This window comes from Streptomyces sp. NPDC127038 (genome assembly GCF_042725875.1).
Taxonomy (GTDB): domain Bacteria; phylum Actinomycetota; class Actinomycetes; order Streptomycetales; family Streptomycetaceae; genus Streptomyces.
This window is the reverse complement of record NZ_JBHXDQ010000024.1, coordinates 1-16,958: the sequence shown is the minus strand read 5'-3', so window position 1 is coordinate 16,958 and position 16,958 is coordinate 1. Positions and strand designations below refer to the sequence as shown.

Genomic DNA, 16,958 nt, shown 5'->3' with positions numbered 1-16,958 from the left:
CCGCGGCACCGGGTGAGTCCACCCTATCCAGCCCGGGGGACGGCAAAGAGCCCCGTCCGTTGCATGGACGGGGCTCCTGCCGTGGCGGACTGCCGGGGATCAGTGGTGGCCGTGGCCGCTCGTGATCTCCTTGTACTCCTCGACGGTGGGCTTGGGGATCTGGCCTTCCTCCCCGTAGAAGCCCTCGCTCATCTTGGCGCGCAGCTTCTGCGCGCCCGAGACCTTGCGCTCGACACCGTTCTCGTCGACCGTCGGGCCGATCTCGACCGGCTTGTACTGCTCGTGCGCGGTGAGCGTGTGCAGCGCGTCCTGGCTGAGCGGCTCGTGGACCTCGATGAACTCACCGTGCGGCAGGCGCTTGATGATGCCCGACTCGCGGCCGTGCAGCACCTTGTCCCGGTCCCGGCGCTGGAGGCCGAGGCAGATCCGCTTGGTGGCGAGGAAGGTGAGCACCGGCACGACGAAGAAGGCGATGCGCACGAACCAGGTGATCGAGTTGATCGCCAGGTGGAAGTGCGTGGCCCAGATGTCGTTGCCGCCGCCGACGAGCAGGACGAAGTACCAGCTGATCCAGGCGGCACCGAACGCGGTCCGGGTCGGGACGTTGCGCGGGCGGTCCAGGATGTGGTGCTCGCGCTTGTCGCCGGTGACCCAGGACTCGATGAACGGGTAGACCGCGATGGCGACCAGGACCAGCGGGAAGATCACCAGCGGGATGAACACGCCCAGGACGAGCGTGTGGCCCCAGAGGTTGATCTCCCAGCCCGGCATGACACGGATCAGGCCCTCGGAGAAGCCCATGTACCAGTCGGGCTGGGCGCCCGTGGACACCATGTCCGGACGGTACGGACCCATGGCCCAGATCGGGTTGATCGAGGCGATCGCCGCGATGGCCGCGATGACACCGAAGACCAGGAAGAAGAAGCCTCCGGCCTTGGCCATGTACACCGGCAGCAGCGGCATGCCGACGACGTTCTCGTTCGTCTTGCCGGGGCCCGCGAACTGCGTGTGCTTGTGGTAGAAGACCAGGATCAGGTGGCCGACGACCAGGCCGAGCATGATGCCCGGCAGCAGCAGCACGTGCACCGAGTAGAAGCGGGCCACGAAGTCGCCGCCCGGGAACTCGCCGCCGAACAGGAAGAACGACAGGTACGTGCCCACGATCGGCACGGACAGGACCGCGCCTTCCATGAAGCGCACGCCGGTGCCGGAGAGCAGGTCGTCCGGGAGCGAGTAACCGGTGAAGCCGGTGAACATGCCGAGGACGAACAGCAGGAATCCGAAGACCCAGTTGACCTCACGGGGCTTGCGGAACGCACCCGTGAAGAACACGCGCATCATGTGCACGAACATGCCCGCGAGGAAGATCAGCGCGGCCCAGTGGTGGATCTGACGGATCAGCAGACCACCGCGCACATCGAAGGAGATGTGCATGGTCGAGTTGAACGCCTCGGACATCAGCTGGCCCTGCAGCGGGACGTACCTGCCGTCGTACACCACCTCGTTCATCGAGGGGTGGAAGAACAGGGTCAGGTACACACCCGTGAGGATGATGATGATGAAGCTGTAGAGGCAGACCTCACCCAACATGAACGACCAGTGGTCGGGGAAGATCTTGCGCATGTTGGACTTGGCCAGGGAGTAGATCCCGAGGCGGCCGTCGGCCCAGTCGGCGACCCGCTCACCGGCGGGTGCCTTCTCGCGCGAGGAGCGCGAGTCGGGGGTGGTGGTAGTGCTCATCCGCGCTCCCAGAATGCAGGACCGACGGGCTCCGTGAAGTCGCTGAGCGCTTCGAGGTAGCCCTCGGCGTTCACGCCGATCTGCAGCTGCGGCAGGGCGTGGCCGGCCGGGCCGAAGATGACCCGGGCACCGTCGGAGAGGTCGAAGGTGGACTGGTGGCACGGGCACAGCGCGTGGTGCGTCTGCTGCTCGTACAGGGAGATCGGGCAGCCGACGTGGGTGCAGATCTTCGAGTACGCGACGATGCCCTGGTAGGACCACTCGAGTTCCTGCTTGTCCTTGATGTCGTCCGGCTGGAGCCGGATGATCATCAGGGCCGCCTTGGCGATCTCCTTCTGGAAGTCCTCGTCGTCCTGCTCCAGGCCCTCGGGCTTGGCGAAGGTGAGCGAACCGACGGCCACGTCCGAGGGACGCAGCGGCTCGTTCGTGTTCATGTTGACGAGGAGCTTGCCCTTGGACCACAGGGTGTGCCGGAGCTTCGTGCCGGGCAGCGGACCGAGGTCGCGCAGCAGCATGACGCCGGAGAGCGGGAACAGGGCCAGCGCGCCGAACATCGTGTTGCGGATCAGCTTGCGGCGGCCGAGCGCGGACTCCTTGGCACCTTCCTTGAAGTCCGCCAGGACCTTGGCCTTGACGTCGGGCGCCGCCTCGATCGGGTGACGCTCGTCGGCGATCTCCACGTCGGACATCAGGGTGCGGGCCCAGTGGACCGCGCCCGCGCCGATCGAGAACAGCGCCACACCGAGGCACATGCCCAGCGCGAAGTTCAGCGCGCTGATGTGCCCGAGCGGGAACACGAAGATCGACTTGTCGTTCGGGATCGCCACGTACGAGGCGATGAAGCCGACGGTGGCCACCATCGACAGCACGAACAGCATGGCGACCAGGCGCTCGGACCGCTTGGCGGCCCGCTCGTCGATGTCCTGGATGCGGTGCTCGTGGGGCGGCAGCCCCGGGTCCGCGAACGGGTTCTGCTCGTCCGCGACGGCTACCGGACCGTGACCGGAGTGGTCGTCGGTGGCCCGCTCGGCGGGCACGTTCTCTTCTGGAATGTCTTGGCTACTCATGACTTCTTGGCCTTTGCGGTCCGAGCGGCGACCCAGACGGCGACGGCGACCAGGGTTCCGAGACCGAAGACCCAGCCGAACAGGCCCTCGCTGACGGGCCCGAGGCCACCCAGCTCGAGTCCGCCGTTGCTCTCGGTTTCGTCACCGTTGACCGCGTCGAGGTACGCGATGATGTCCTGCTTGTTCTTCTCCGTCAGCGTGGTGTCGGGGAAGGACGGCATGTTCTGCGGGCCCGTCTGCATGGCCTCGTAGATGTGCTTCGGGTCGACACCCTCCAGGCTCGGCGCGAACTTGCCGTGCGTCAGCGCGCCGCCCTTGCCGGTGAAGTTGTGACACTGGGCGCAGTTCGTGCGGAACAGTTCGCCACCGTTGGCGATGTCCGCGCCGCCGGGGCTGACCTGGTTCTTGGTCGGGATCGCGGGGCCGGCGCCGAGCGAGGCGATGTAGGCCGCGAGCTGGTCGATCTCGGCCTGGGTGTAGATGACCTTCTTGCGCGGGATCTGAGCGCCCGGCTGCTGGGCCGGCATACGGCCGGTGCCGACCTGGAAGTCGACCGCGGCGGCGCCCACACCTACCAGGCTGGGCCCGTCGGAGCTGCCCTGACCGCCGGATCCGTGGCAGCTTGCGCAGCCCACGGAGTACAGCTTCTTGCCCTCGGTGATACCGAGGGACTGGGAGGTTTCATCGGCCTGCGCCTTGCCCGCGGGTGCGAACGCGGCGTACAGCCCCCCGGTGGCCGCCAGCGCGAGGAGTAGGACGACGACCGCCGCCAGCGGATGGCGTCGTCGTGCGGAGAGCTTTTTCACGGATTACCCCGGTGTCAGGATCTTCTGCGTCGGTGCTTCTGGATGTTTCGGGCGGTGGGCCCGATTACTTGATCAGGTAGATCGTGGCGAAAAGGCCGATCCAGACGACATCGACGAAGTGCCAGTAGTAGGACACGACGATGGCGGCGGTCGCCTGCTCGTGAGTGAACCTCCGAGCCGCGTAGGTGCGACCGAGGACCAGCAGGAAGGCGATGAGTCCGCCCGTCACATGCAGTCCGTGGAAGCCGGTGGTCAGGTAGAACACCGAGCCGTACGGGTCGGAGGAGAGCGAGAGCCCGTCCTTCTTGACCAATTCGGTGTACTCGAAGACCTGACCGCCGATGAAGATCGCACCCATGATGAAGGTGACGATGAACCACATCCGGAGCTTCTTCACGTCCCCGCGCTCGGCGGCGAACACGCCGAGCTGGCAGGTCAGGGAGGAGAGCACCAGGATCGTGGTGTTCGTCGCGGAGAACGGAAGATTGAGATGGCCTGCCATCTCCTTCCAGTGATCCGGCCCGGTCACCGATCGCAGGGTGAAGTACATCGCGAAGAGGGCCGCGAAGAACATCAGCTCGGAACTCAGCCAGATGATGGTTCCGACGCTGGTGAGGTTCGGCCGATTGACCGACGGGTGCGCGTGCCCGGTTTCTACTGTCGTTGCTGTCGCCACGACCGACATTATGTCGGTCGCTTATCCCGCCCTCACGCCGGGGGGTGCCGTTCGGGGTGTTGACCGGGTGTGTCCAGCCCGTATGGACCATCGAAGCCGTGTCCGAACCGGTGTTGACGAGGTGTTCAAGGGAGTAGCATCCGCGCATCGGGCCGGGGACGATCAGCCCGATCGCACGATGTCCGTACGACGCTGACGTCTCGGAGGAAGAATGCAGCCGACCGCCACGGTGCTGGTCTACAGCGACGACTCCAACACCCGCGCACAGGTGCGGCTCGCCACCGGGCGCAGGCCCGCCCCGGACGCCCCCCTCGTCGAGTTCGTCGAGTGCGCGACGCCGGCCGCCGTCGTCAGGGAGCTCGACAAGGGCGGCATCGACGTCTGCGTGCTGGACGGCGAGGCGGTGCCGATGGGCGGCATGGGCGTCTGCCGGCAGATCAAGGACGAGATCTTCAACTGCCCGCCCGCGCTGGTGCTCATCGGCCGCCCGCAGGACGCCTGGCTGGCCACCTGGAGCCGTGCCGACGCCGCGGTGACCCTGCCGGTCGACCCGGTGGAGTTCGCCGCCTCACTGGCCTCCCTGCTGCGCCGCAGGAACCTCCAGAGCGCCTGAGGAAGCCGCGCCCCCCGCCAGGGGCGCGGCCTTCTCCCTGCCGCTCCCGGGAGCGGGTCTCACACGCTCTCGGGGCGCAGCCTGGCGCGCTGGGCCGCGCCCGGGGCGTCCGGGGATCCGGCGACCAGGGCACTGCCCTCGCGCCAGTTCTTCCAGTCGAGGTTCCAGTCGCCGTAGCCGTTGCCGAAGGTGTCCATGGTCTTGCCCTCGGAGTTCACGACCTTGACTATGTCGCCCTCGTTGAACGTGTCGAAGAACCACTCGGCGTTCTCGGTGCTCATGCCGGTGCAGCCGTGGCTGACGTTGGCGTACCCCTGGGAGCCGGTCGACCAGGGCGCGGCGTGGACGTACTCGCCGCTCCAGGTGACCCGGGTGGCGTAGCGGACCTCCAGGTCGTAGGAGTCCGAACTGCCCTCGGCGATGCCGATGCTGGTACCGCGCATCCGTACGAGGGACTCCTTGCCGAGCACGACCTTGACGCCGTTGCGCGTGTCGAAGCCGGGCTTGCCCGTGGTGACGGGGATCTCCTTGATGTCCTGGCCGTTGCGGTAGACCGTCATGGAGTGGGTGGCCGCGTCGGTCAGGGCGACCAGACTGTCCCCTGTGGTGATCTTCACGGGCTTGGCGTCGCCGCCCCACAGCCGTTCGCCGATCCTGACGCCGGTGAGGTTGCTGTGGGCCGTCACGGTGGCGTGGGCGGGCCAGTACTCCTTGGGCCGGTAGTGGAGCGTCTTGTCGTCCACCCAGTACCAGGAGCCGTCCACCGCGGGGGTGGAGTCGACCCTGAGGGCGCGTTCGACGATCGTACGGGCCGCCTTGTCCTTGACGGGGGCGCTGAGTTCGGCGGTTATGGGCTGGCCGACGCCGTACTTGCCCGACTTGGGCCCGAACTCGACGTTCAGCGTCTTCTTCGTCTTCGGCGTGCTGGTGTCGAAGCCGATGACCTTGCGGCCGGGGGCGCCGTCCTCGTCCTCGGTGCTCACCTGGACCGTGTAGTGGGTGCCGGCGGCGAGTGGCGAGGTGCTGTGCCAGCGGCTGCCGTCGGCGGCGAGCTCGCCCGCCACGTAGCGCCCTGAGGCGTCCGTGGCGGTCACGTCGGTGATGCGCCCGCCGTCACTCTCGGAGGTGATTTCCAGGGGCTTGTCGGGGTCGATCCGGGTCTGCTTCTTGCTGTCCTCGGAGAGGCCCTTGAACGAGATCTGTCCCGCCGCGTCGTACGGCTTCGCCGAGAGCGGGTGGTCGTCGGAGCCGCAGGCGGCGGAGCCGGCGCCGAGGGCGACCACCAGCGCGGTGCAGCTGACGACCGTGCGGATTCGCGGTGAGTGCTTCATGAGTCCACGCTATGGACGCTCGTCAAGCACGGCGCGCCGGGTGAGCCGAGCGAGGGACAGAAGTCGCGGCAAACGAGGGAGCCCGGACTCTCCTGACGGAGTGTCCGGGCTCCCGGGCGTTCAGCGCGTGCTACTGGGTGCGGTTCTCACCGTGGTAGTACTCGAAGACCCAGCCCCACAGGCCGAGCATGATCAGCGGTGCTGAGAAGTACAGCAGCCACCAGCCGAAGACGACGCCCAGGAAGGCGAGCGCGCCACCGGTGCCGAGCGCGAGCGGCTGCCAGCTGTGCGGGCTGAAGAAGCCCACCTCGCCGGCCTCGTCCGCGACGTCGGCCTCCTTGTTGTCCTGCGCCATGGCGTCGACCCGCCGGGCCGTGAAGGCCAGGTAGTAGCCGATCATCATGCTCAGGCCGAAGCCCATGAAGAGGGCCGTGGTGCCGGCCGGCTCCTTGGACCAGACGCCGTAGACGACGCCCATGACAAGGATGAACAGCGCCAGCCAGATGAACATCTTGCCTTGGACCTTCACTTGCCGGCCTCCTTTCCGCCAGGAAGGGCCGACGAACCGTGACCGGCGTTCTCGAGCTGGTCGAGAGCGGCGATCTCCGGGTGGTGCAGGTCGAACGCCGGGGATTCACTGCGGATCCGCGGCAGGGTGAGGAAGTTGTGCCGCGGCGGCGGGCAGGAGGTCGCCCACTCCAGCGAACGGCCGTAGCCCCACGGGTCGTCGACCTCGACCTTCTTGCCGTACTTCGCCGTCTTCCACACGTTGTAGAGGAACGGGAGGATCGACAGGCCGAGCAGGAACGAGCTGATCGTCGAGATCGTGTTCAGCGCGGTGAAGCCGTCGGCGGCGAGGTAGTCCGCGTAACGACGCGGCATGCCCTCGGCGCCCAGCCAGTGCTGGACCAGGAACGTGCCGTGGAAGCCCACGAACAGCGTCCAGAAGGTGATCTTGCCGAGACGCTCGTCGAGCATCTTGCCGGTCATCTTCGGCCACCAGAAGTGGAAGCCGGAGAACATCGCGAACACCACGGTGCCGAACACCACGTAGTGGAAGTGCGCCACCACGAAGTAGGAGTCGGACACGTGGAAGTCCATCGGCGGCGAGGCCAGGATGACGCCGGTCAGACCACCGAAGGTGAAGGTGATGAGGAAGCCGACGGCCCAGAGCATCGGTGTCTCGAAGGACAGCGAGCCCTTCCACATCGTTCCGATCCAGTTGAAGAACTTCACGCCGGTCGGTACGGCGATGAGGAACGTCATGAAGGAGAAGAACGGGAGCAGAACGCCACCGGTGACGTACATGTGGTGCGCCCACACGGTCACGGAGAGACCCGCGATCGCGATCGTCGCGCCGATCAGGCCCATGTAGCCGAACATCGGCTTACGGGAGAAGACCGGGATGACCTCGGAGATGATGCCGAAGAACGGCAGGGCGATGATGTACACCTCTGGATGGCCGAAGAACCAGAAGAGGTGTTGCCAGAGCAAGGCTCCGCCGTTTGCCGCGTCGAAGACGTGTGCCCCGAATTTTCGGTCCGCCTCCAGGGCGAACAGCGCCGCCGCGAGGACGGGGAAGGCCAGCAGCACCAGAACCGCGGTGAGCAGGACGTTCCACACGAAGATCGGCATACGGAACATCGTCATGCCGGGAGCGCGCATGCAGATGATCGTGGTGATGAAGTTGACCGCGCCGAGGATGGTGCCGAAGCCGGAGAAGGCCAGACCCATGATCCACATGTCCGCGCCGATGCCCGGCGAGCGGACCGCGTCCGACAGCGGGCTGTAGGCGAACCAGCCGAAGTCGGCCGCACCCTGCGGGGTGAGGAAGCCGCCGACCGCGATCGTCGAGCCGAACAGGTACAGCCAGTAGGCGAACATGTTCAGCCGCGGGAACGCCACGTCGGGCGCGCCGATCTGGAGCGGCATGATCCAGTTCGTGAAACCGGCGAACAGCGGCGTCGCGAACATCAGCAGCATGATCGTGCCGTGCATCGTGAACGCCTGGTTGAACTGCTCGTTCGACAGGATCTGCAGTCCGGGACGCGCCAGCTCGGCACGCATGAGCAGCGCCATGACGCCGCCGACCAGGAAGAACGCGAACGACGTGACCAGGTAGAGCGTGCCGATCGTCTTGTGGTCAGTGGTGGTGAGCCACTTGATCACGACGCTGCCGGGCTGCTTGCGCCGCACCGGCAGCTCGTTCTCGTACGAGTCTTCGGCGGCACCCTGGGGTTCGTTGAGGATGCTCACAGGTTGTTCGTCTCCCGGTTCTTCTCGTGGCCCGTCTGCTCAATGCCGGCCGGGACGTAACCGGTCTGTCCCTTCGCCGCGAGCTGCTTGAGGTGGGCCTCGTAGCGCTCGGGGGAGACGACCTTCACGTTGAAGAGCATCCGGGAGTGGTCGACGCCGCACAGCTCGGCGCACTTGCCCAGGAAGGTGCCCTCACGGTTGGGGGTCACCTGGAAGGAGTTGGTGTGCCCCGGGATGACGTCCTGCTTCATGAGGAACGGCACCACCCAGAAGGAGTGGATGACGTCACGCGAAGTGAGGACGAAGCGGACCGTCTTGCCCTTGGGGAGCCAGAGGGTCGGACCCGGGTTGCCCGTCTGCGGGTTCTTCGTGGCGGGCGTGCCGACGTCGTAGACACCGCCGGCGTTCGCCGGGAAGTCCTTCTTGAACCGGTCCGGAATGGCGGCCAGGTTCGGGTCGGTCTTGGCGTTCCCGGCGGAACCGGGGACGTCCTCGATGTAGTTGAAGCCCCAGCTCCACTGGAAGCCGACCACGTTGACCGTGACGTCGGGCTTCGGGCTGAGGCTGAGGAGCTTCGTCTCGTCGCGTGCCGTGAAGTAGAACAGCACGGAGACGATGATGAGCGGGACCACCGTGTACAGCGCCTCGATGGGCATGTTGTACCGGGTCTGCGGAGGGACTTCGACCTTGGTCCGGCTGCGCCGGTGGAAGATGACGCTCCACAGGATCAGGCCCCAGACCAGCACGCCCGTGGCGAGCGCGGCCGCCCACGAGCCCTGCCAGAGGGAGAGGATCCGCGGAGCCTCCTCCGTGACCGGGGTGGGCATACCAAGGCGGGGGAAGTCTTCCCAGTTGTACGAGCAACCAGTGGCTGTCGCCAGGACCAGGCCCGCAGTCATTGCCTGCAGCAGCTTCCGCCGCATCGGGCGCCGCGGCGAGCGGTCGGAGCCGTTGGGACTCACGTAGCGCCTTCCCGAGAGTCTCGCCCGCGCTGTTGGCTGCGGCCTTCTCGCTGGTCGGTCGCCGCCCTGCGTCGGGCAGGGGTTTGGATGTTTATGCGGACCAAACCCTACTGGACGCTATTTGGGGTCGCGCGGGGAGGGTGCCCAACGCGCCGCCCGACTCCCCGAAGGAGTGCTGTTTCGCCTGGAAGCCCACGTCGGAGCACCAGGAATGCCCCGGTCCGGATGGCTTCTGACACCCCTTCGGGGAGGCCGGCGCCGGCCCGGGTCCACCGGTCGCGGCACTAGCGTGGTGGCGTGTCCTACTTCGACGCCGCGTCCGCGGCACCCCTGCATCCCGTCGCCCGGCAGGCCCTCCAGGCCTCCTTCGACGAGGGGTGGGCCGACCCGGCCCGCCTCTACCGCGAGGGGAGGAGGGCCCGGCTGCTGCTCGACGCCGCGCGCGAGGCGACGGCCGACGCGGTGGGCTGCCGTCCCGATGAACTGGCCTTCACCGCCTCCGGCACCCGGGCGGTGCACTCCGGGGTCGCGGGCGCCCTGGCGGGCCGGAGGCGCGTCGGAGACCACCTGATCGTGTCAGCCGTCGAACACTCTTCGGTACTCCACTCGGCGGACCTCCACGAGGCGTCCGGGGGTTCGGTGACCCACGTTCAGGTGGACCGCTCGGGACGGGTGTCCCCTTCTTCCTACGCCGGGGCCCTCGGGCCGGGCACCGCGCTGGCCTGTCTCCAGTCCGCCAACCACGAGGTCGGCACGGAGCAGCCGGTGGCCGAGGTGGCACAGCTGTGCGGGGAGGCGGGTGTGCCGCTGCTGGTGGACGCGGCGCAGTCGCTGGGCTGGGGGCGGGTGGAGGGCGACTGGTCCCTGCTGACGGCGAGTGCCCACAAATGGGGCGGTCCGTCGGGTGTCGGGCTGCTCGTCGTCCGCAAGGGGGTCCGGTTCGCGCCCCAAGGACCCGCGGACGAGCGGGAGTCGGGACGGGCCGCCGGGTTCGAGAACATCCCGGCGATCGTCGCGGCGGCGGCCTCGCTGCGGGCCGTCCACGCGGAGGCGGCCGCCGAGGCGGCGCGGCTGCGTGAACTGACGGACCGGATCCGGGCGCGGGTGCCCGCGCTGGTCCCCGACGTCGAGGTGGTCGGCGACGCGGTCCACCGGCTGCCCGGGACCGTCACCTTCTCCTGTCTCTATGTCGACGGGGAGACACTGCTGCACGAACTGGACCGGGCGGGCTTCTCGGTCTCCTCGGGTTCGTCGTGCACCAGCAGCACCCTGACCCCCAGCCATGTCCTGAAGGCCATGGGTGTCCTGAGCGAGGGCAATGTGCGGGTGTCGCTGCCGCCGGGCACCGCGGAGGAGGACGTCGAGCGCTTCCTGTCGGTGCTCCCCGGCGCCGTCTCGGGGGTCCGCGAGAAGCTGGGGGCGCCGACGGGGGTGACGAAGGTGCCCGCGGTCGCCGACGCGCTGGTCGTCGACGCCCTGGGCCGCCGCTGTCCGATCCCCGTCATCGAGCTGGCCAAGGTCATCGGGGACGTCCCCGTCGGCGGCACGGTCCGGGTCCTGTCCGACGACGAGGCGGCCCGGCTCGACATCCCCGCGTGGTGCGAGATGCGTGGCCAGGAGTACGTCGGGGAGGAACCCGCGGACCACGGCTCGGCCTACGTCGTCCGCCGGCTGTCGTAGGACCCCCGGCACGACCGGCGCACCGGCGCCGGCCCTCCGCAGGGACGGGACCCCGGCCCGCACGCGCCGGGACATGGTCCGGGCCCGCCTCCGTCGGACAGGAGGCGGGCCCGGGCCCGGGTCGGACGTCCCGCTCTAGGCGAGGTGCGCGCGGACCTCGGTGGCGGCGTCGTCGCCGTACGCCTTGGTGAAGCGCTCCATGAAGTGGGCGCGGCTCAGCTGGTACTCCTGCGTGCCGACCGTCTCGATGACCAGGGTGGCGAGCATGCAGCCGACCTGGGCGGCGCGCTCCAGGCCGACGCCCCAGGCGAGGCCGGAGAGGAAACCGGCGCGGAACGCGTCTCCGACGCCCGTCGGGTCCGCCTTGAGCTGCTCCTCGGGGCAGCCGACCTCGATCGGGTCGTGGCCGACGCGCTCGATGCGGACACCGCGCGAGCCGAGGGTGGTGACCCGGTGGCCGACCTTGGAGAGGATCTCCGCGTCGCTCCAGCCCGTCTTGGACTCGATGAGCCCCTTCTCGTACTCGTTCGAGAAGAGGTACGTCGCGCCGTCCAGCAGTATCCGGATCTCGTCGCCGTTCATGCGGGCGATCTGCTGCGAGAAGTCGGCGGCGAACGGGATCGCGCGCGAGCGGCACTCCTCGGTGTGGCGGAGCATCCCCTCGGGGTCGTCCGCTCCGATCAGGACGAGGTCGAGACCGCCGACCCGGTCCGCGACGGCCTTGAGCTCGATGAGGCGGGCCTCGCTCATCGCACCCGTGTAGAACGAGCCGATCTGGTTGTGGTCGGCGTCCGTGGTGCACACGAAGCGCGCGGTGTGCAGCACCTCGGAGATGCGCACGGAGGCGGTGTCGACGCCGTGCCGGTCCAGCCAGGCACGGTACTCGTCGAAGTCCGAGCCGGCCGCTCCGACCAGGATCGGCCGGGTACCCAGCTGGCCCATGCCGAACGCGATGTTCGCGCCGACCCCGCCGCGGCGGACATCGAGGTTGTCGACCAGGAAGGAGAGGGAGACCGTGTGCAGCTGATCGGCGACCAGCTGGTCGGCGAAACGGCCGGGGAAGGTCATGAGGTGGTCGGTGGCGATGGAGCCGGTGACTGCGATACGCACGGCTAGGACACGCTCCTGCGAGGGGAGGGGATTGACAGTTAACGCTACCGGGTCCGCACGCGACCCCTGAAGGGCCAAAACTACCCGATAGTAGATCTTTCTTCGTGACGGCAACGGTGCATACGGTTCCTGTATGACGAACCTCAAGGTCCATGGCTCCGCTCCGCTCGGTCCCGTCGGCGACCTGGAAGGCGGTCTGGCCTCGCTGCGCGGCGACTGCGCCCGGATGGCCGGTCACTGGGCGGCCCCCGCGCCGGTCCCGCCGCTCCACGTCTCCCCCTCCCTCATCCACGGGGTGACGGTTCCGCCCGCCTCGGCGCGGCTGCTCGACGCGATGTCCGACTACGGCGACTGACGGGCGCCCTCCGCGCGGTGCCGCCGTACGGGTGAGAGCCCCGGCGGCGCCGTACGGGTGAAACGGAGTGCGCTCGCAGGGAACCGTGCGCTCCCCCGCCGCGTCCCATCGCCGTCCCCCGTACCGGGGATGCGCGATACGACCCCGAAGTGCCCGTCTTCGACAGGGCCGGGTCATGGGACAGCAGTGGAGCCGAAGGAGCGATGCGGTGAGCACCGAGCGACCCGACAACGACGCGACCGACCCCGTCGGGGGTCACGCCAGGGGTCCCGTCGAGAGCCCCGCGGACGACACCGTCACGGGTCCCCCCGAGAAGCCGGCAGCGCTTCCCGCCGAGCCGGCGGGCGCCCCGGCCGCGGAGTCCGGCGCCGGTACGGACGGGGCCGGGGCGGCCCCCGCTCCGACCGCGGAAACGGCCGCCGGGCCCGACGACGGGCGGACCGAGGACCCGAAGAAGGCCCAGGCCACCGGCGGACCCGTGGCGCCCGACGCCGGGCCCGACGAGGGCGAAGGCGGGGCGACCGGCGGGACTGCGGAAGCCGGGGCCGGGGCGGCCACCGCCCCGGCCGGGGAGACCGACGCCGGGCCCGACGTGGTCGGGGCCGAGGCCGCCGGGGCCGAAGCCGCCGCCGGCGAGAGCGGGGACATCGACACCACCGACGCCGGTTCCGACCAGGGCCACCGTGAAACGGCCACCGGTGAATCCCCCGCGCCCGGCGCCGGTTCCGGTGAGGGCCCGGGCGAGGCGACCGGTGGGGCCGGAGAGGGCCCGGGCGAGGCGACCGGTGGGGCCGGAGAGGGTCAGCTGGGGCTCGTCGGTGGAGGGCGCGGCGACGGCGAGAAGCCGGCCTTCAGTGATGTGGGCGAAGGGGGCGGACGGCGGCGTACGCCAGCGGTCGTCGCCTCGGTCGTGGCCGCCGTACTGCTCGTCGGAGGCGGCGGCGCCTACTTCGCCGCGACGGCGTCCGGAGGCGGCGGTTCCGGCACCCCCGGCGCCGACGGCGGCACTCCCCCGCCGCTGACCCTCGACGGCCGGGCCGCCGGCATCGCCCCGGGCGAGCCCGACCCCTACGGCACCGCCTACCGTGCGAGCGGCCCGCTCCCCTCGGGACCCGGCTCGGCGCGGGTGCGGTGGGCCGAGGGCAGCGTGACCCGGACCGAGGTGGCCCGGCTCGCGAAGGCGCTGGGCCTGGCCGGCACACCCCGGCTCGCCGCGGGCGCCTGGACCGTCGGCAGCGTCAAGGACGGCGGCGAACCGAATCTGCGGGTCACCGCGGACGCGCCGGGGACCTGGACCTTCAGCTCCGCCCGGTGGGGGAGCGACAACTGCGCCAAGGGCACGATGTGCCCGCTCACCCGCTCCTCCCCGGCCGACCCCGGTCCGTCCCCGGTGAGCGTGGCGGCCGCAGAGAAGGCGGCGGCGCCCGTGCTGAAGGCGGTGGGCCAGGACGACGCGAAACTGGACGCGACCCAGCTCATGGGCCAGGTGAGGGTGGTGAACGCCGACCCGGTGGTGGGCGGACTGCCGACGTACGGGTGGACGACCGGCCTGCGGATCGGCGCGGACGGTCATGTCGTGGGCGGCAGCGGCCAGTTGAAGACTCCGGTGGCGGGAGACACGTACCCGGTCGTCGGGGCGAGGAAGACGCTGGACCTGATGAACGGGTCGGCGCCGGCGACGGACGGCGGTCGTATGGGCATCGGCGGCTGCGCCAGCCCCGTACCGCTGAAGGACCGGGACGAGATGCCGTGCGAGCACCCCTCCCCGGCGAAGCCGGAGACGGTGACCGTCGAGAAGGCCACCTTCGGGCTGGCGGCGCAGCGCGCGGACGGGCGCCAGGCGCTGGTGCCGTCCTGGCTGTTCGAGGTGCGGGCGCCGGGCGCGCAGGACACGTACACGGTGACGCATCCGGCGGTCGACCCGGCGTTCCTGGCCTCGCCCGAGTCGCCGTCGCAGCCGGGCGCGGATCCGTCCCTGCCGGTGCCGCTGCCGTCCGGCGGGACTTCCTCACCGGCCGCCACGCGGGACGTCGCCGTCCAGGGCTACACGGCCCACGGCAGGGACCTGGCGGTCGACTTCACCGGCGGGGTGTGCGCCGACTACACGGTGTCGGCGAGCGAGAGCGCGGCCAAGGTCACCGTCACCGTGACGGCGAAGCCCTGGAAGAACAAGGTCTGCATCATGATCGCCAAGATCTACGAGCGGACGGTGCGCCTGGACGCCCCGCTCGGGGACCGCCCGGTCGTGGGCAGTGACGGCAAGGCGATCCACCAGGGCCGCTTCGGTGTGCCCGAGACCGCCGGGACGTCGGCGGCGGGGCCCCGCTAGCGGCGGACCGGCCCCGGACACGCGAAGGCGGCGTCCCCCTCACAACGAGGGAACGCCGCCTTCGTCCGTACGTGGCGGACGCGCGCCCGGGCAGCGGGCCTCGCGGGCCCGGCCGGTGGGCGGACTAGCTGAAGGAGTCGCCGCAGGCGCAGGAGCCCGTCGCGTTCGGGTTGTCGATCGTGAAGCCCTGCTTCTCGATGGTGTCCACGAAGTCGATCGAGGCGCCGCCCAGGTACGGGGCGCTCATGCGGTCGGTGACGACCTTCACACCGTCGAAGTCCTTCACGACGTCGCCGTCGAGGGAGCGCTCGTCGAAGAAGAGCTGGTAGCGCAGGCCGGAGCAGCCGCCGGGCTGAACGGCGACGCGCAGCGCCAGGTCCTCGCGGCCTTCCTGGTCGAGCAGGGCCTTGACCTTGGCCGCAGCGGCGTCGGACAGGATGATGCCGTCGTTCACGGTGGTGGTCTCGTCCGATACGGACATCTGCTTCTCTCCCGGGTTGTACGGAGACTGCTTGCCGCAGGTTGCAACCGGCGGGGCCGCGGATTCATTCCGGGCCGAGCTCGTGTCTTCTGCCTTCTCTCTTCATGCTCGCACACACGCCCGCGCACGAACACCGCCCTGTGGACAACCCCACGGACACCCGGATGTCACCCGCCGGAGCGGCGACCGGGATTCACGTCACATGGACGCTATGGCCATCGTCAACGTGACGTGAAGCGGTTATGATAGATAGCGTCAAATAGACGAAAAGGCATCGTTCCGCCGGTCCGCTCCTCAGGGCCCGGCGACCCGCAGAACAGAAAGGGTGCGTGTCGTGACCACCGCCCAGACCCAGGAGCTCGACGTACAGCCGACGCCCCTCGCCCTGCTCCTGCTCGGCCGCCAGGCCGACCCGAGGAGCGAGCGCGGCGTCGAGTGCCCCGGCGACCTGCCCTCGCCGTCCGACCCCGACCTGGTCGAGCGCGCGCGGGCCGCCAAGGAGAAGCTCGGCGACAAGGTCTTCGTGCTCGGCCACCACTACCAGCGCGACGAGGTCATCCAGTTCGCTGACGTCACGGGTGACTCGTTCAAGCTGGCCCGCGACGCGGCGGCCCGTCCGGAGGCCGAGTACATCGTCTTCTGCGGCGTGCACTTCATGGCGGAGTCGGCCGACATCCTCACGGGCGACGCCCAGAAGGTCGTCCTGCCCGACCTCGCCGCGGGCTGCTCGATGGCCGACATGGCCACCGCCGAGCAGGTCGCCGAGTGCTGGGACGTCCTGACCGAGGCCGGCATAGCCGACCGGGTCGTGCCCGTCTCGTACATGAACTCCTCCGCCGACATCAAGGCGTTCACCGGCAGGCACGGCGGCACGATCTGTACGTCGTCCAACGCCGAGCGCGCCCTGGAGTGGGCCTTCGAGCAGGGCTCCCAGGTGCTGTTCCTGCCCGACCAGCACCTCGGCCGCAACACCGCCGTCCGCGACATGGGCATGTCCCTGGACGACTGCGTGGTCTACAACCCGCACAAGCCCAACGGCGGGCTGACCGCGGAGGAGCTGCGCGGCGCGAAGATGATCCTGTGGCGCGGCCACTGCTCCGTGCACGGCCGCTTCAGCGTGGACTCGGTGAACGACGTCCGCGAGCGCATCCCGGGCGTCAACGTCCTCGTGCACCCCGAGTGCAAGCACGAGGTCGTCGCGGCGGCCGACTACGTCGGCTCCACCGAATACATCATCAAGGCCCTGGAGGACGCCCCGGCCGGCTCCAAGTGGGCGATCGGCACGGAGCTGAACCTCGTCCGCAGGCTCGCGAACCGGTACGCGCCCGAGGGCAAGGAGATCGTCTTCCTCGACAAGACGGTCTGCTTCTGCTCGACGATGAACCGCATCGACCTGCCGCACCTGGTGTGGACCCTGGAGTCCCTCGCCGAGGGCAACCTGGTCAACCGCATCGAGGTCGACAAGGAGACCGAGAAGTACGCGAAGCTCGCGCTGGAGCGGATGCTGGCGCTGCCGTAGCCGCGGCCCTGCGGTGCCGCGGCAGCCCTGGCC

General features: G+C 69.3%; 15 protein-coding genes. 5 read left to right on the top strand and 10 right to left on the bottom strand.

Features of this window, described 5'->3' with window-relative positions; genetic code table 11:
* Positions 1–99 precede the first annotated feature (99 nt).
* The 4 genes from ACFWI4_RS18615 to ACFWI4_RS18600 all read right to left on the bottom strand — a co-directional run bounded on the left by ACFWI4_RS18615 (position 100) and on the right by ACFWI4_RS18600 (position 4,298).
* Positions 100–1,740, bottom strand: coding sequence for a cytochrome bc complex cytochrome b subunit (locus ACFWI4_RS18615; RefSeq protein WP_385407265.1), 1,641 nt, complete (start codon positions 1,738–1,740; stop codon positions 100–102).
* Positions 1,737–2,807, bottom strand: coding sequence for a Rieske 2Fe-2S domain-containing protein (locus ACFWI4_RS18610; protein ID WP_387197237.1), 1,071 nt, complete (start codon positions 2,805–2,807; stop codon positions 1,737–1,739). Before ACFWI4_RS18610 ends, ACFWI4_RS18615 begins: the two co-directional genes overlap by 4 nt.
* On the bottom strand, positions 2,804–3,613 hold the full coding sequence (locus ACFWI4_RS18605) for a c-type cytochrome (RefSeq protein ID WP_385407260.1): 810 nt from the start codon (positions 3,611–3,613) through the stop codon (positions 2,804–2,806). Before ACFWI4_RS18605 ends, ACFWI4_RS18610 begins: the two co-directional genes overlap by 4 nt.
* A gap of 64 nt (positions 3,614–3,677) precedes the next feature.
* Positions 3,678–4,298 carry a heme-copper oxidase subunit III gene (locus ACFWI4_RS18600; RefSeq protein WP_328555967.1) on the bottom strand — a complete coding sequence of 207 codons (621 nt, stop codon included), beginning with the start codon at positions 4,296–4,298 and terminating at the stop codon, positions 3,678–3,680.
* A gap of 202 nt (positions 4,299–4,500) precedes the next feature.
* Between ACFWI4_RS18600 and ACFWI4_RS18595 the strand changes: the two genes are divergently transcribed.
* Positions 4,501–4,902: a response regulator transcription factor gene (locus ACFWI4_RS18595; RefSeq protein ID WP_037624004.1), complete on the top strand. Its 402-nt coding sequence runs from the start codon at positions 4,501–4,503 to the stop codon at positions 4,900–4,902.
* Positions 4,903–4,961: 59 nt separating this feature from the next.
* Here the strand turns inward: ACFWI4_RS18595 and ACFWI4_RS18590 are convergent, their stop codons facing one another.
* The 4 genes from ACFWI4_RS18590 to coxB form a co-directional block, all read right to left on the bottom strand.
* Complete coding sequence (locus tag ACFWI4_RS18590) at positions 4,962–6,233, bottom strand: Ig-like domain-containing protein (RefSeq protein ID WP_387197232.1); 1,272 nt, start codon at positions 6,231–6,233, stop codon at positions 4,962–4,964.
* A 130-nt stretch (positions 6,234–6,363) separates the two neighbouring features.
* The gene (locus tag ACFWI4_RS18585; RefSeq protein WP_385407254.1) at positions 6,364–6,762 is read right to left on the bottom strand and encodes a cytochrome c oxidase subunit 4; all 399 of its coding nucleotides are present in this window, start codon (positions 6,760–6,762) and stop codon (positions 6,364–6,366) included.
* Positions 6,759–8,489 carry a cytochrome c oxidase subunit I gene (gene ctaD, locus ACFWI4_RS18580; protein WP_385407251.1) on the bottom strand — a complete coding sequence of 577 codons (1,731 nt, stop codon included), beginning with the start codon at positions 8,487–8,489 and terminating at the stop codon, positions 6,759–6,761. The genes ACFWI4_RS18585 and ctaD overlap by 4 nt, the downstream gene beginning before the upstream one ends.
* Positions 8,486–9,451 (bottom strand): cytochrome c oxidase subunit II, encoded by a 966-nt coding sequence (gene coxB / locus ACFWI4_RS18575; RefSeq protein ID WP_385407249.1) that lies wholly within the window; start codon positions 9,449–9,451, stop codon positions 8,486–8,488. Before coxB ends, ctaD begins: the two co-directional genes overlap by 4 nt.
* Positions 9,452–9,748: 297 nt before the next feature.
* Here coxB and ACFWI4_RS18570 point away from each other — a divergent pair, with 297 nt between their 5' ends.
* Complete coding sequence (locus ACFWI4_RS18570; protein ID WP_387197227.1) at positions 9,749–11,131, top strand: cysteine desulfurase/sulfurtransferase TusA family protein; 1,383 nt, start codon at positions 9,749–9,751, stop codon at positions 11,129–11,131.
* Between the two features lie 135 nt (positions 11,132–11,266).
* Here the strand turns inward: ACFWI4_RS18570 and ACFWI4_RS18565 are convergent, their stop codons facing one another.
* Positions 11,267–12,241, bottom strand: a complete 975-nt coding sequence (locus ACFWI4_RS18565) for a carbohydrate kinase family protein (RefSeq protein ID WP_387197224.1) — start codon at positions 12,239–12,241, stop codon at positions 11,267–11,269.
* A 133-nt stretch (positions 12,242–12,374) separates the two neighbouring features.
* Here ACFWI4_RS18565 and ACFWI4_RS18560 point away from each other — a divergent pair, with 133 nt between their 5' ends.
* A complete protein-coding gene (locus tag ACFWI4_RS18560; protein WP_385407239.1) occupies positions 12,375–12,596 on the top strand; it encodes a hypothetical protein in 222 nt (73 codons plus the stop codon).
* 208 nt (positions 12,597–12,804) lie between these two features.
* Positions 12,805–14,925, top strand: a complete 2,121-nt coding sequence (locus ACFWI4_RS18555) for a hypothetical protein (RefSeq protein WP_387197221.1) — start codon at positions 12,805–12,807, stop codon at positions 14,923–14,925.
* Between the two features lie 124 nt (positions 14,926–15,049).
* On the opposite strand, the gene erpA is transcribed toward ACFWI4_RS18555, so the two are convergent.
* The gene (erpA, locus tag ACFWI4_RS18550) at positions 15,050–15,406 is read right to left on the bottom strand and encodes an iron-sulfur cluster insertion protein ErpA (protein WP_037623995.1); all 357 of its coding nucleotides are present in this window, start codon (positions 15,404–15,406) and stop codon (positions 15,050–15,052) included.
* Between the two features lie 334 nt (positions 15,407–15,740).
* On the opposite strand from erpA, the gene nadA reads away from it, so the two are divergent.
* The gene (gene nadA, locus ACFWI4_RS18545) at positions 15,741–16,925 is read left to right on the top strand and encodes a quinolinate synthase NadA (RefSeq protein WP_387197218.1); all 1,185 of its coding nucleotides are present in this window, start codon (positions 15,741–15,743) and stop codon (positions 16,923–16,925) included.
* Positions 16,926–16,958 lie beyond the last annotated feature (33 nt).

What these genes read in the sequence shown, in the direction of transcription:
- ACFWI4_RS18615 (WP_385407265.1), bottom strand. Translation starts at nt 1,740, where the DNA reads ATGAGCACTACCACCACCCCCGACTCGCGCTCCTCGCGCGAGAAGGCA.
- ACFWI4_RS18610 (WP_387197237.1), bottom strand. Translation starts at nt 2,807, where the DNA reads ATGAGTAGCCAAGACATTCCAGAAGAGAACGTGCCCGCCGAGCGGGCC.
- ACFWI4_RS18600 (WP_328555967.1), bottom strand. Translation starts at nt 4,298, where the DNA reads ATGTCGGTCGTGGCGACAGCAACGACAGTAGAAACCGGGCACGCGCAC.
- ACFWI4_RS18595 (WP_037624004.1), top strand. Translation starts at nt 4,501, where the DNA reads ATGCAGCCGACCGCCACGGTGCTGGTCTACAGCGACGACTCCAACACC.
- ACFWI4_RS18590 (WP_387197232.1), bottom strand. Translation starts at nt 6,233, where the DNA reads ATGAAGCACTCACCGCGAATCCGCACGGTCGTCAGCTGCACCGCGCTG.
- ACFWI4_RS18560 (WP_385407239.1), top strand. Translation starts at nt 12,375, where the DNA reads ATGACGAACCTCAAGGTCCATGGCTCCGCTCCGCTCGGTCCCGTCGGC.
- erpA (WP_037623995.1), bottom strand. Translation starts at nt 15,406, where the DNA reads ATGTCCGTATCGGACGAGACCACCACCGTGAACGACGGCATCATCCTG.